15 protein-coding genes and 3 pseudogenes are annotated in these 13258 nt (G+C 59.7%); 6 read left to right on the plus strand and 12 right to left on the minus strand.

The window, feature by feature from the left end:
- From QY049_RS26865 to QY049_RS26915, 11 genes are all read right to left on the minus strand, one after another.
- On the minus strand, positions 1-462 hold the full coding sequence (locus QY049_RS26865; protein WP_301270200.1) for a hypothetical protein: 462 nt from the start codon (positions 460-462) through the stop codon (positions 1-3).
- Positions 463-480: 18 nt separating this feature from the next.
- Positions 481-1080, minus strand: a complete 600-nt coding sequence (locus QY049_RS26870) for an isoprenylcysteine carboxylmethyltransferase family protein (RefSeq protein ID WP_301270201.1) — start codon at positions 1078-1080, stop codon at positions 481-483.
- A 52-nt stretch (positions 1081-1132) separates the two neighbouring features.
- Positions 1133-2029: a type II secretion system F family protein gene (locus tag QY049_RS26875; RefSeq protein WP_301270202.1), complete on the minus strand. Its 897-nt coding sequence runs from the start codon at positions 2027-2029 to the stop codon at positions 1133-1135.
- Positions 2026-2955 (minus strand): type II secretion system F family protein, encoded by a 930-nt coding sequence (locus QY049_RS26880; RefSeq protein ID WP_301270203.1) that lies wholly within the window; start codon positions 2953-2955, stop codon positions 2026-2028. The genes QY049_RS26875 and QY049_RS26880 overlap by 4 nt, the downstream gene beginning before the upstream one ends.
- The gene (locus QY049_RS26885) at positions 2955-4412 is read right to left on the minus strand and encodes a CpaF family protein (RefSeq protein ID WP_301270213.1); all 1458 of its coding nucleotides are present in this window, start codon (positions 4410-4412) and stop codon (positions 2955-2957) included. The genes QY049_RS26880 and QY049_RS26885 overlap by 1 nt, the downstream gene beginning before the upstream one ends.
- Positions 4409-5605 carry an AAA family ATPase gene (locus QY049_RS26890; protein WP_301270204.1) on the minus strand — a complete coding sequence of 399 codons (1197 nt, stop codon included), beginning with the start codon at positions 5603-5605 and terminating at the stop codon, positions 4409-4411. The genes QY049_RS26885 and QY049_RS26890 overlap by 4 nt, the downstream gene beginning before the upstream one ends.
- Positions 5605-6567 (minus strand): Flp pilus assembly protein CpaB, encoded by a 963-nt coding sequence (gene cpaB, locus QY049_RS26895; RefSeq protein WP_301270205.1) that lies wholly within the window; start codon positions 6565-6567, stop codon positions 5605-5607. The genes QY049_RS26890 and cpaB overlap by 1 nt, the downstream gene beginning before the upstream one ends.
- A 1-nt stretch (position 6568) precedes the next feature.
- A complete protein-coding gene (locus QY049_RS26900) occupies positions 6569-7075 on the minus strand; it encodes a prepilin peptidase (RefSeq protein WP_301270206.1) in 507 nt (168 codons plus the stop codon).
- Between the two features lie 53 nt (positions 7076-7128).
- Positions 7129-7341 carry a hypothetical protein gene (locus QY049_RS26905; RefSeq protein WP_301270207.1) on the minus strand — a complete coding sequence of 71 codons (213 nt, stop codon included), beginning with the start codon at positions 7339-7341 and terminating at the stop codon, positions 7129-7131.
- Between the two features lie 116 nt (positions 7342-7457).
- Entirely contained in the window at positions 7458-7670 is a 213-nt protein-coding gene (locus QY049_RS26910; RefSeq protein WP_301270208.1) for a hypothetical protein, read from the minus strand.
- A gap of 399 nt (positions 7671-8069) precedes the next feature.
- On the minus strand, positions 8070-8573 hold the full coding sequence (locus QY049_RS26915) for a pilus assembly protein N-terminal domain-containing protein (protein ID WP_301270209.1): 504 nt from the start codon (positions 8571-8573) through the stop codon (positions 8070-8072).
- Between the two features lie 292 nt (positions 8574-8865).
- Here QY049_RS26915 and QY049_RS26920 point away from each other — a divergent pair, with 292 nt between their 5' ends.
- The 5 genes and pseudogenes from QY049_RS26920 to QY049_RS26940 all read left to right on the plus strand — a co-directional run bounded on the left by QY049_RS26920 (position 8866) and on the right by QY049_RS26940 (position 10968).
- A complete protein-coding gene (locus QY049_RS26920) occupies positions 8866-9033 on the plus strand; it encodes a hypothetical protein (RefSeq protein WP_194481857.1) in 168 nt (55 codons plus the stop codon).
- A gap of 80 nt (positions 9034-9113) precedes the next feature.
- Positions 9114-9252: pseudogene (locus tag QY049_RS26925) on the plus strand (IS3 family transposase); the annotation flags it as partial.
- Between the two features lie 10 nt (positions 9253-9262).
- Positions 9263-9822 (plus strand): annotated as a pseudogene (locus tag QY049_RS26930) (IS3 family transposase); the annotation flags it as partial.
- A gap of 232 nt (positions 9823-10054) precedes the next feature.
- On the plus strand, positions 10055-10666 hold the full coding sequence (locus tag QY049_RS26935; protein WP_301270210.1) for an ABC transporter substrate binding protein: 612 nt from the start codon (positions 10055-10057) through the stop codon (positions 10664-10666).
- A gap of 74 nt (positions 10667-10740) precedes the next feature.
- On the plus strand, positions 10741-10968 hold the full coding sequence (locus tag QY049_RS26940; protein WP_301270215.1) for a hypothetical protein: 228 nt from the start codon (positions 10741-10743) through the stop codon (positions 10966-10968).
- Positions 10969-11486: 518 nt separating this feature from the next.
- Here QY049_RS26940 and QY049_RS26945 read toward each other — a convergent pair.
- Positions 11487-12117: pseudogene (locus tag QY049_RS26945) on the minus strand (tyrosine-type recombinase/integrase).
- Positions 12118-12446: 329 nt separating this feature from the next.
- Here QY049_RS26945 and QY049_RS26950 point away from each other — a divergent pair.
- Positions 12447-12797, plus strand: coding sequence for a pyridoxamine 5'-phosphate oxidase family protein (locus QY049_RS26950; protein ID WP_301270211.1), 351 nt, complete (start codon positions 12447-12449; stop codon positions 12795-12797).
- The last annotated feature ends 461 nt before the right edge of the window (positions 12798-13258 follow it).

Here is a 13258-nt window from a genome sequence, read left to right on the forward strand (position 1 = left end):
CTATTGAAATCGCTCTGAGTAAGTCAGCGTGAACGAACAGGCATTGCCAGTGGTGCTCGTGCACAACACCGACGACAATACCATCGGGCTCAACGTTATCGTTGTCGAGTACACGTACCACTTTGCCAACGACGGATCAGAGTTTCCGGAAGCACAAACAGCATTGCTGTCGCCGCAAATGAGCTTAATGCTGGAGATCGGATAGTTGCTATCGGCCTTGGCAAGTGCGGTCGACGACCAACTAGACGCGTTCGTGACGTCGGGTGGCGGCGAATACAGAATCGACTGACCAAACGCGCGCAATGCCGCGAACGCCGAGATGTACTTGTAGCCGGCCACGGCGAGATCAGCGAGCGGCAGAAAGATCACCATCATCAAAAAAAGGTAGACGAACGGCATCTCGAACGCGACGGCGCCGCGTTGATCCGTGATAAAGGAACCTCTGCCGCTCTTGTGCCTCATCCGACCAGTCATCTTCCCTCACCAGACGTATGGTATCAATCTCCAGCGCGAGGCCTCGTAGGTCGCGTATTCGGGGCAATTGCGCCGAAGCAGATCCTCTTCGTAGTAGATGCGGCTCACCTGCACGCCGATATGCAACACGAACAAAGCCAGCGTCAGCGGCGAAAGCACCTTGAGGACCACGCCGAATACCGCGATCTCCTCCACCAGATAGAGCGGATGCTTGATCCATCGGTACGGGCCGGTCTGCACCACCGAGCGCGCCTGCGGCACGATGCTGAACGATCGGCCAAGATGCCTGATCGTGAACAGCATCATGGCCATGCCGATCAAAACGCAAGCGGTAGACGCAATATTCGGCAGCGCCTTGTCAGTCTCGGCGAAGAATCCGATCGTCCACGGCATATAGGTGCCGACGAATGCGGCGACCCTCGGCATCAGGCCATCCGCATGCGCCTTTGCCGGCGGCCGTGTCATGACCAGGAGCCCGAGCAAGACGTAGAAATTGGCGAGACAGAAACTCGACACGACGATCGACCAGGAATCGGAAAACGATCCAACCTTGATCGCGTAGATGAGCGCCAGCAGCATGAACCACATGCCGCCGAGCAATTGCATGATCCGCTCGTAACTCGATCTATTCGAAACAGTAATGCTGCTCATAAATGACCTACTTGAACGCACGAGCGAGGTGCAAAAATGGGCTTCCGCCCAGGATGACGAACATGGCCGGAAGCATGAACAGCACCATCGGAATCGTCAGCTTGGCGCCGAGCTTATGCGCCCGCTCCTCCAGCTTGGTGATGCGCTCCCTTCGAAGGTCGGCGGCAATACCGCGCAGAGCCTGCCCGAGCGGCGTTCCGTACTGCAGGCTTTGAGCGATGACTGTTCCAAAGCGGCGAAGCCCCTCCGACTTGGCGCCCAACTTCTCGAATGCTTCGGTGCGGTTTGGCAACATCCGAAGATCGTCGAGTAGTCCGCGCAAGACCTGGGCCATTTCCGGATTGGTTTCCTTCATCTCCTCGGCGACCCGCTCAAGCCCGCCTTCGAGGCCCATTCCCGCCTCGCTGCAGACGACGAGCAGATCTATGGTATCCGGGGTCCCGAGCCGGATGGCCGCATCAAAGCGCCGCTTCAACACAAAGAGCACCAAGCGAGGCCCCATAATTCCGACCACCACTCCGAACAGCGTGAAGATCATCACGTCCGGGAACGGTTTGCCGAGAAGCTGCGTTGCGAAGAACGCCGCGAGCGGAAACAGAAACATGCTAACCGCTTTGGCGCCAATCCAGATCGGCAGAGTTCGATAATGGTTGAAGCCCGCCGAGCGAATGATCATCCGGAGTTCTTCCAGATTCTCCTCCGCATAGAAACGTTTGTAACGGCCGCCTATCGACGAAAGCCAGCCCAATAGGCCCTGCGCGGAGCTCGAGCGGTGAGGGATGCCCAGCACCGCACTCGAAACGCGCGCGTCCAGCGCGCGGATATGCACCTCGCGAATGATCAGGATGAACATCGCAGCCGCGACCATCGTAGCAAGAGCCGCAAAACCGAAGACGGCAGTCATAGGGCCGTCTCCCTTCTGATCATCCAGCGTATCACGAAGTGCCCGACAATGACCGATCCCGCCGCATAGGCCAGCAGCATGTTTCCGGTCGGATCATAGAACAACAGATCGATCGATTGCGGATTGATGGCGTAGAGCAATCCGCCGATGATGACCGGCGATAGTGAGAGCGCACGCGACGAGAAGATGACCTCTCCGGCGAGGGCCTTCGCGCGTGCGGCCAACGCAACCCGTTGGCTTACGGTCTCGGCCAGCGTCTGCAGTGTTTCAGCCAGACTGCCGCCCGCCTTGAGCTGGACCGCAAGCGTCACCGCAAACATGGCGTATTCGGGAATCAAGGTTCGCCGATAGATCCCTTCGACGGCCTCTTCCGGTGGCTTACCAAGATTCAGCTCGCTACAAACTGTCGCGAACTCGCGGGCTGTCGGTTGTGGCATCTCTCGCGCGATGGTGCGAAAGGCCTCGTTGACGGGCAATCCCGACCGAACGGTGCTGGTGACCAACTGTATTGCATCGGGAAGCTGGCGGAAAAGCAGGTTGATGAAACGGCTTCGCTGCCATCCGAACACGCCTCGCACCACCAGGAGGGCGACGGCACCGGCAGCGATCGACACCACAGGCGTGGATAACTGCAGCAAGCGATGGTTGCCATAAAGGACCATCCCGGCGGCCACCGCGCCAACCAGAAACACCAGGGACGGATGCACGGCATAAACGATGTCAACCTGGTAATTGACGAGCCGATAGAGCAAGTCCCAACGCGACGCCTTTGTCGCGCGACGGATGGACACCCAGGTTTCTGCCTCGGACGTCGGCAGAGCAATCTCGACGCGGCGCTCCATCCGCCTCTGTCGCGCGTCGAGCCACAGGGTATTGACCGTCGCGCACAGCAGCAGCACCAGGACGATGATCAACGGCGTCGACATCAGATCTGCCTCATCGCATCGGCCCAGGCCCGGTCAAGCCCATAATAGACGAGACGGCTCTTGAATTTCGGAACTGCGTTCGTGGACCGATACGTGCCCGATATCCGGCCGTGCACGTCCTCCTCCTTGTACTCGAACAGCGCGATGTCATTGGTGGTGATCACCTCTCCCTCCAGACCAATCACCTCAGTGATCTGAACGATCCTGCGCTGGCCGTCCCGCATGCGCTCGACCTGCACAATCAGATCCAGAGCGGCCACGATTTGTGCGCGTATCGCGCGCGAAGGTAGATTGACCTGCCCCATCTGAACCATGTTCTCGACACGAGTTAGGGCATCGCGTGTACTGTTGGCATGCACGGTCGAAATCGAGCCATCGTGGCCCGTGTTCATGGCCTGCAGCATGTCGAAGGCTTCGGCACCGCGCACCTCGCCTACGACAATGCGATCCGGACGCATGCGAAGGGCGTTCCACAATAGATCGCGTTGCGTAACCTGTCCCGTACCCTCGAGGCTGGGCGGTCGGGTTTCTAGACTGATGACATGGGGTTGCTGCAGTTGGAGCTCCGCCGCGTCCTCGATCGTGACGATACGCTCGCTGTGGTCAATGAACTGGCTAAGAGCATTGAGCATTGTCGTCTTGCCCGAGCCCGTGCCTCCGGAAACCAGAACGTTCAGGCGGCAGCGGGAGGCAATCTCCAATAGCTGTCCGAGCGCGAGAGTCATGGATCCGTTCGCGATCATTCCGGCAATGTTCAAGCGCCGGCTTGGAAACTTTCGGATCGAGATGCAGGGGCTGTGGATCGCGAGCGGCGGCAGGATGATGTTGACGCGACTGCCGTCCGGGAGACGGCAGTCAACCATCGGACTGGATTCATCCACACGTCGGCCAACCTGCGCTGCAATCTTCTGCGCGATCGCGGCAATGTGGTCGTTGTCGCGGAACCGTACCGCGACCCGCTCCAGCTTGCCGCTCCGTTCCACGTAGACGTTGCTCGGCCCGTTGATCATGATGTCGTTGATGGTCTCATCGAGCAGAAGCGAACGAAGCGGCCCGTAGCCGGTCATGTCGTCCGCGATTTCCTCCGCCAGCAGCAGTTGCTCGCGGCCGGAGAGTTCAAGCCGGTCCTGATTGGCGATGCCGTGAATGATTTCCTCGATCTGTCGCCGAAGGACCTCACGCGAAACCGACGCGGCCGCCGCCGGTTCGATCTGCTCGATGACCCGCTCGCGCAACGAAGCCGGCATGACCGGGCGCCCCGTCGCAGGCTCCTCGCGCTTCTGCGTCGACACGGACAGTGCCAGCGGCTCTCCGTTCGGCGCAAATGACATCACGGTTGGCACAATTGGCGGCGGGGCCGGCAACACAGGCGCGTCCGTCTCCTCTGCCGGCGCGCCTGCCATGCGCGCCGGCAAAATTATCGGCATCTCGTCCGGGCGCCTGCCGAACTTCCTCATAGCCCCAGCCACTTTTTCCACCGCCTCTTTTCCTTGGAGCCGACGCCGGTGATCTCCCGTACGATCGGAGCCAAGTGACGCCGCAGCCCGGATACGTGCTTCAAAGCCGGAACGCCAAGATTGACGGCCTGGGTCATTCCCTTGCCAAGGTCCGGAATCACCATGTCCGGCTCCGCGCCCAGCGCCTTGACGATGGTCGCCCTGGGCAGACCGCCGGGTCGGTTCGCTCGGTTGAGCAAGGTGAAGACCCGATCCTTGCCGGCGATGTTGGTGACGGCGTTGCGTAGAGCATGGGCATTGCGCAGGCCCGTCACCTCGGCCTCCAGCAGTACCAGCACATGACGGGACACTTGGATGACCGGATACATGGAAGCCTGGAACGGCACCGGAACGTCCACCACGATGTAGTTGAAGCGCTGGCGGAGCAAGCCCAGCACGTGCCGCACGCCCGCCTCGGTGATGTCGAGCTTAGCATCGAGCTCTTCGTCGCCGGAGATCAGGCAGACCCGATCGTTCACTTCGATTGCAGCACGCTCCAGAAACAGGGTGTCGGCCCGCATCGGGTTCTCGAGAGCAATACGGAGGCCGGGTCCCGGACGAACGCCCAGCATGACCGCGGTTTCACCGCCCTGCAGATGAAGGTCGAGCAACGCGACCTTGGCCTTGGTGGTCTCAGCCAGCTGCAGCGCAAGATTGATCGCGATACTCGTTGCACCGGCGCCGCCCTGCGCACCACAAATCGAGACCACATGCCCGCCGCGATCGGCCGGAGCATGCGACACGTCACCCAGCAGCTTCGGGCGCAGCTGGTCCAAGACGATATCCCGCGTGAGCGGCTTCGGAAGATATTCCGTGAGGCCGAGATCGATCAGCGCACGGTAGAAGGTGATTTCCCTGTTGTCGCCGACCAGAGCCACCCGGACATCCGGCGGGCAGACACTGGCCAGGCGCTCGAGCTCGGGAAAGGGATCATCGATGCCGCTGATATCGGTCACCAGGGCGAACAGGTCGGTGTCCGTCTCCAGCATCTTGATGGCGCTGCGGATCGTGCCGTGCTTGATCGAGAGGTTGCTGCCTTCGAGGCCCTTGCCGAGAGCGCCGGCGCTGACCTCGTCATTGACGAAGCAGACGATCCGGTTGCGCGTGACGACGGATGTCGTTTCTTGGGACGGAGTGATCACGGCCATGTTCATCACTGCTTCTCCGGCAGCCTGGCGCCATAGGCCATCGCGCTTGCGGTGCGCTCCGCAGCCTCCGATCCTTCGCAGCTCACGGCCGCGTCAACGCTTTCGGCGTCCTGCTTCCTGACCGTGTATTGCCTAACCTCGCCGCCGGAATGAACGACCACGGACGTTCTCTGGCCGGCGATCGCATTTTGGCGCGCGAGTTCCGGCGACACGTCGCAGCTCGAGATCGCGCCGGCGTCTGCCTTGTCCCACTGGTCGATGGCGGCCCGCACCGCCAAGGACAGCGTTCCGAGCTGCTTTGCGACGGTGACCTTCTTGACCTGCTCCTGTGTCAGTTCCAGCGACACGGTCTGCGGCATCTTGCCGGCGACGGCGGCGATTCCGCGGCCGCCCTGGACGATCTCCTGATCAATCGCGATCACCCGAACATTGCGCAGAACGGTTTCGCTCATCGCGCGCCGAGCAGGATCAGCCTTCTCGAACACCTGGGTCAGCACGACATCGACACGATCGCCCGGCCTGACGAGGCCGGAGACGCCGGACTCCTCGTCGACTTTGATGCTGATGGCACGGCTGTCCGGAGCCAGCACGCTGGCGAGGAAGCCGCGATCGCGCGGGCGCAGAATGTCCTGCAACGTGATGGGGCTGCCGGCCTCGACGAACTTGCGAACCAGCGACCCGGGAAGTCCTATCTTGGTATCAGGCGTTTCGAGGATCGCGCCTGCGGGGACACGATCCGGTGCCACCTGACGTACCGCGAAATCCTCATCGCGTGCCAGCGTTCCCCTGGAGAGAGGACGAGTCGCAACAAAATATCCAACGGTCGCAGGTGCGGTCGGTAGCTTTTCCGCGACTGCGTCCGCGACGACCGGTCCTTTCGTCTGATTCACATTATACGCAATCAGCCCGAGCGCGACAGCTGCGAGCAACAGCACCATGATGACAGAGACACGCAGAGCGGACGACATGTCAAATTCCTTTGCTCAAAATTGTCCAGATGCCGCCGCATGCGATGGCGACACCGTAGGGCAGCGGTGCATGTCGCAAGTGGCGCCAGCGCTCGACGGCATAGACCCGGCGCATAAGCGAGGATCCCGCAGGCGCCAGCTTCGGATGCGGCAAGTAGCGCATCATAATATGCATTGCGGCCAACACGCCGCCCGCGAGTGCGGTTACGGTCAACAGCTCAACCACGCCGGTCAACGGAAGACCGACTGCGAGAGCAACCAGCAACTTGACATCGCCGCCGCCGATCATTCCACGCTGATATATGACGAAGAGCACCAAGAACAGCATCGCGGCGACAAATAACGATTGGCTAAGCTGCATCGGACTGGCTAATTCGCCGACAATTCCGAGGAGCGCTAACGCCAAACAAATTTCGTTTCGGATCAATCGTGTTGCGATATCGATGGTTGCGACATACAACAACAATGCGATTTCCAGACACGCGGTCGTGGACGCAATCCAGTTCATGAAATTCTGCCTCAGACCAAGCGAGGGGCGGAATACACCCCTCGCTATCCGCGTCAGGCGGTGGCGGTAGTCACAGCCGCGGTGATCTTGCCGATCGCAGTCGTGAGCGCCTGACCGATTGCACCGGTACCGTCCGTTCCGAACGCAGCAGCAACGGCACCGACAACGCAGGCGGCGACGATCACGTACTCGAAAGACACAACTCCTTCCTTGTCCGCGCGCAGCAGGCTCAGGGCTTCTTTGGCTTTGAAATAATGCTTCAGCATAGGCGTAATCCCTTATCCATACTAATGAACGTGAAACGGCGCGTCGTTGGCAGAAATGCCGCCAACGACATCAGGTAGCAGGCCAGCCTGAACTCGCCTGGCGCCTCCAACTGCCCTTAGGCAGTAGCCGTCGTGATCGCGGCCGTGATCTTGCCGATTGCGGTGGTGAGGGCACTGGCAATGCCACCACCAGCGCCAGTGCCGAAAGCAGCGGCGACCGCACCGACGATGCAGGCTGCAACGATCACGTACTCGAACGACACCACGCCGCGCGCGTCCGCACGCAGCTGCTTCAGGGCTTCGGTGGTCTTGATGTAATATTTCAGCATAGTGGAATATCCCTCGTTACTAAGATTAACTGCTCGTTAGCGTTGGTGATAAAATTCAGCCAACTGCTAAAACTCTAATATTTCTCCTGAAAGTTGTCACCTGCTAATCGTTTTTTAACCTTACTCGGGGCGCCCGGAAGATTACGGCCGGGAACCCGAACCGCTCAGGCAGTTAAAGAGGCAAAGTCCCGTTAAATTGCGGGTTAATTGCACCTGCCATAGGCAAACCAACCGCCCACACGGCCGAGGGTGAGCGGCAAACAGCACAAGCCTCATGATTACCCCGGAGCTTGGTCGGAGTTGCCGTGGCTCCGCAAAACGGAAATTCCGAAGACCAACGGGTCGCAGGCGTCAACGGCTATGCGCCCTGCGCCGCGGCGGGCTCTGCCAGGCCATCTGTCACGGAGACTCTTTCGCCGGCGTGGCGCTGCTGCCCTCGCTCCGCTGCTGCTGCCGCTGCTGCTGGGCCTCCGGCGTCGCCCCGTAAGGCAGCGGCTTGGCATCGGGGTCGGCGCGGCCGCAGGAGAGACTGGTGCAGAAAAAGCCGACATAATCCTTCACTTCGGCCCGGTAGATCTTCACCAGCCCCTGGGTCTGGTCCACGATGACGTTGGCGCGGTGGACGACCTGACCGTCGGCCGCATAGGCCGTCATCATCACCCGACCGGCCTTCAGGCCCCGGATCGTGAAGACGCGGTCGGTTTCCGGAATGACCTGCGCGATGTCTTCGACGGACAGGGAGAATTTGTTCACCGGCTGATCCAGCGTGAAGGTGCGGGCCTGCTCAGCCCGAAGCTCGATCGTCTCGGTCGCGACGATCTCCTGCATGTGCTGCGCGCTTGCGGTGCCGCCGACGAGGGTAAAGAGCGACATCAGCACGGCCGGTAAAATGAATGGCTTCATGAAAATTCCTCCCGGGAAACAGGAAGCTTAAAACCGCAAATGGCGCGCGGCCGGCGAAGACTAGCATAAATCCGCGGCCGACGTCTGTTTCGTGTTGATGCCGGGAGGCCGCGACCTTGCGTTTTCAGCAAGCTTGGGGGAAGCTGAATCGCCGGGGCGGCTGGGGACAGGCATGCGATTTTACTTCGGTTTATCCGTTTTTATGGTCTGCTGTTGGATGTCTGCCGGAGATGCGCACGCGCAGGCTCCGTACCTCATGGACGAGAGGCCCTGTCCCGACCGCGACCCCCGCATGCGGCAGCCACGCGACAACGAGTGGTGCGACTATGTCACCAAGATCAGGCGCTGCAACGGCGACCTGGCCGAGCGCCTGTTTCAGCAGAGCCGGGCCCCGGCGTATCTCATTTCCGAGCTCGGCACCGAGCATCCTCGCCGGCTGATCTGCCATCCGGACGAATGAGCCGGGCAGCCCGACAGCGCTCCATTTATCGGCGCTGCAGGTATGTTGACACCTGCAATATGGGGTAATGCAGACTGCCGCAAGCGGCACTGGGCATCCGCGCGCCGATGACGATCCCGCAGGGTCGAACCTGCGGTGGTCGCTCGCTTCCGTATCCTCACCCTGGTCGACACCTTCACCCAGGAATGTCTCGGCCTGGTCGCAGACACCTCGCTTACTGCTCTGCTGGGATCTGTCACTCGACAAGGAGATGCTGCAGGACGTGATCCGCCGAAAGCTGTGAAGCCTGGCCGGAAGCGCAAGCTCGTCGATGAGGCTTGCGGCGAGTAGCAGGTGTCGATCCGCAAGGCCTGTGCGGCCCTCGAGTTCGACCGATCGACCTACCACTACAAATCTCGTCGCTCCGGCCAGGCGACCCTCGAAGCTCGGATCAAGGAGATCTGCCATGTGCGCGTTCGCTACGGCTATCGCCGTGTCCACGTGTTGCTACGCCGCGAGGGATGGCGTCACGGGCAGAACAAGACCCGTCGCATCTATCGCGAACTGGGCCTGCAATTGCGCAACAAATCGCCCAAGCGCCGGGTCAAGGCCAAGCTGCGCGACGACCGACGGCCCGCGACGCGGGTCAACGAGATCTGGGCGATGGACTTCGTTCATGACCAGCTGGCCACCGGCGGCAAGCTCCGGGTGCTCACGATCGTCGATATCTTCTCACGCTTCTCGCCCGCACTGGAGCCGCGGCTCACCTTCCGCGGCACCGACCTCGTGGAGGTGCTGGAAAGGGTTTGCAATGTAGAGTCGCGCATTGCGAACGGTGACTTTTCGCAGTTGTCTCCCCTCGCCCAAGAGCTTGACGCGTTGAACCCTCGGATATTCGTCGGTGCGGCCCAAGCGGTTGCCACTTTGCGTAGACTGCGGCCTGACGCGCCATTGGTATTTACCGCCATAGCCGTTGACCCGATCGCCGTCGGCTTGGCCAAAAGTTATGCGAAGCCAGGCGGGACGGCCACCGGCAACCGTGATGAACGCAGTCGGCGGGGAGGAGAGCCTGACAACAAAGCGCCTTGGCTTTTTCAGGGACTTGGTTCCGCGCATCCGGCACCTTGGGATGATCGGAGTTGCGGACTACGGGGTAGCGCGTCTCGAAACTTCTGAAGAAGAAGCGTTGCGTAAGATCACAGCGCAATTGGGGATCGGCTTCAACAATTATGAAATTAATTCCGATCTCGACGATCTCGACGCGGTCCTTTCAAAAGCGTTGAGCGACGGTGTTGAAGCCTTTTACATTTCTGGCGATCCGGCACTGACGTTCAGGATATCCGTCGTGATGCCCCGACTTCTGATGACGGGTAAGCCTACGTTTGGCCCTTATCCCGATTGGGCGCATGCCGGTATGCTGCTGACCTATTCCAGCGATGCGGTCGATGGTTTTCGACGTGCAGGCGTCTATGTGGCCAAAATCATCCGGGGTGCAAATCCCGGTGATCTGCCGATCGAACAGGCCAGCAAATTCTGGTTGGTGATCAACCTCAACACTGCAAGACAGCTCGGAATCAAGGTTCCCGCGCGCCTGCTGGCGCTGGCTGATGAAGTGATCGGGTACTCCGCGCGATGTTGCCTATTGGGCCCTTAGCTGACCTCCCTCAACGTTCGGACCGACGTCTGGAAGTGACCCATCGCCGACGGAGGTGGAGTTCGCAGGACGTTTTGCAGCGCGGAAAGATTGAGCTGCGTCAGATTGCCATCCCGCAAAAGTGCCATTTTCCGCGCATGGCTCATTTCGTTTTCAAATGTCCGGACACGTCATCCAATGTCCAGCATTGGACCGACGACGACGATGCGCCCGACGATAGTTATGAGGCGGTCACCTGCCCCGCCTGCGCCAAGCTGCATTTGATCAATCGAAAGACCGGAAAGCTGTTGGGTGAAAAGTAAGGCCACCTCAGTTGGCGGCCTCGCTTGTTCGGGTCATCAGCAAATGGCCGCGTCTGGCCCGTCGCGACGACGAAATAATTGGTTTCCCCTGGGGGAAAGCGGAAGTCGGATGCTGGCCGTAATCGGCGGGATCTGTCGTAACTCTAGGCCGACTGGCGCGAGAGCATGGCCGCTCAGGACGTCCGACGATGCTTACTCTGACTGACCGTTCTCAAGTCGCTCGTCCATCTTCCTATCAGAGACGGTCTCGGCCTTAACGGCTTGACGTACTTCCTCCCGGACGCAGGCACGGCATTTCCAGCGGCTTCTCTTGGAAGGGCTATGACCAAAGTACTGTCTACTTTGTGCGTAGGTCCGTCCGCAGTATGGGCAGCTTCTCGTCATCCCTCATGATCGGCGCGCGTCAGAACTTGCGTTTGATTTAGGTCAAGGGGCTCCGTCTCTAAAGGCAAATGACGGCTGCTGGCCCGGAGCCGTCTGTGAGGGCAGCGCAGAGAGAGTCTGCTCTGCCCCCGAAATTAGAGGTCAACTTGTTCTGCTATCGCGAGGGCGTCGTCGACCTCGATGCCGAGATATCGAACGGTGCTCTCGATTTTGGTGTGCCCCAGAACGAGCTGTACGGCTCGCAGGTTGCCAGTTCGGCGATAGATCAAGGTAGCCTTGGTGCGGCGAGGGAATGCGTCCCAATAGGTGCGGGTCCAATCCGATGTTGGTGAGCCAGCGGGATAGGAGGCGGGCATACTGGCGGGTCGTCATATGTCCAATCAGCCGCCGGCCAGTGAACAGATATTCTCCGGACTTCTTACCCGTAACCCGCAGGTAATCGTCGATTGCCTGCCGGGTCGTTTCCGTCAGTTCAAATTTGACTGGCCGGCCGGTCTTCTTCTGTCGGACGGTCGCGCGGTCGGCCGAATATCCACCCGGCGCAAGGTCATCAACTCTCAAGGCTACGACGTCGCAGCCGCGCAGCCTGCTATCGATGGCGACGTTGAAGAGTACCAGATCGCGCATTCGGCCTTCGACCTGCAGCTTGCTCCGGATTGACCAGACATGCTTTGGACGGAGCGGCGGCTTTGCGCCGACGATCTTGCCCTTGTTCCAAGGGACGTGCTTCGAGACAGCAGAGACGGTGGTTGGGCTATCGGTCATGTTGACCTCCTCAGCTAGTGAGGCTGGTCATTTTCGGTCCGGAGCACTTCCAATCCCACGTCCGCTTTCAGACGATTAGAGACGTAATTGCTACCAACCAGAGCGACGGCAGGACCGATTTTGCCCTGAAGCCGACCTATGGCATCTTTGCGGGAGCGCCCGAAATGGTAAGTTAAAAATCAGGGCGGCGGTAGTTTTTTTAATTGTTTGATGTTTGGGAGCCAGACGATGGATTATCCCGCAATTCTCGAAACACTCTCGACGGAGGCCGAGCTAGAAAACGCAATTGGCAAGCCCAGTGAAATGGTGCTTGCCAATTCGTAAACGCCTTGGACGACATTTGCCGCTCGTTCATTGCGCGATCCCCGTTTGTTATCGTGGCATCCTCCGATGCTGCCGGAAACATCGATGTTTCCCCAAAGGGAGACCCGGCAGGCTTCGTACACGTGCTAGACGACCGCACGATCGCGATTCCAGAGCGCCCGGGAAATCGGCGCGCTGATACCTTTCGAAATGTGCTGCAGAATCCCAAGGTGGGATTGATTTTCGTGGTGCCCGACAAGGGTGAGACGTTGAGAATCAGCCGAAGTGCTCGGATCGTGCGCGACGCATGGTTGCGTGACAGTTTGAAAATGGGAGACCGGGTGCCAAAGCTCGCACTCGTAGTGACCGTGGAATAAGCGTTCCTTCATTGTACGAAATGCATGGTCCGTTCAAAGATGTGGAAGCCGGAGTCTTGGAATTCCAAAGGGCTCGCCTCTATCGGGGAGGCTATGGTCGTTCACGGAAACCTAGATCTCTCGGTACCTGAGATGCTGGCTATTGCCGAAAAAGATGAGAAAACGCGTTTGTATTGAAGTTCGACTGGTTCTATCCACGGTGAGCCGCAGACTGCTTCCAGGCGCTTGCGGTGACGCAGAGACCAAGCGCAGAGCGCTTGAGAATGGAGCAGAAGCTTTGCTGACCAAACCGATCGATTTCGGCGCGCTGCGCAGTAAAATAGATCGAACACATTGCATAGGCCATTGGAGGTCAACGATTTGCGGCGGTGCATAAGCCTCCTTGTGACCCGAATGTATGGTCCGGCCGCGCGTCGCAAGAAGATTTCGTCGAATTGGCGGTGAGCGGTCTTGCATCAATG

It is taken from the genome of Bradyrhizobium sp. WYCCWR 13022, from assembly GCF_030435535.1.
Taxonomy (GTDB): Bacteria; Pseudomonadota; Alphaproteobacteria; order Rhizobiales; family Xanthobacteraceae; genus Bradyrhizobium.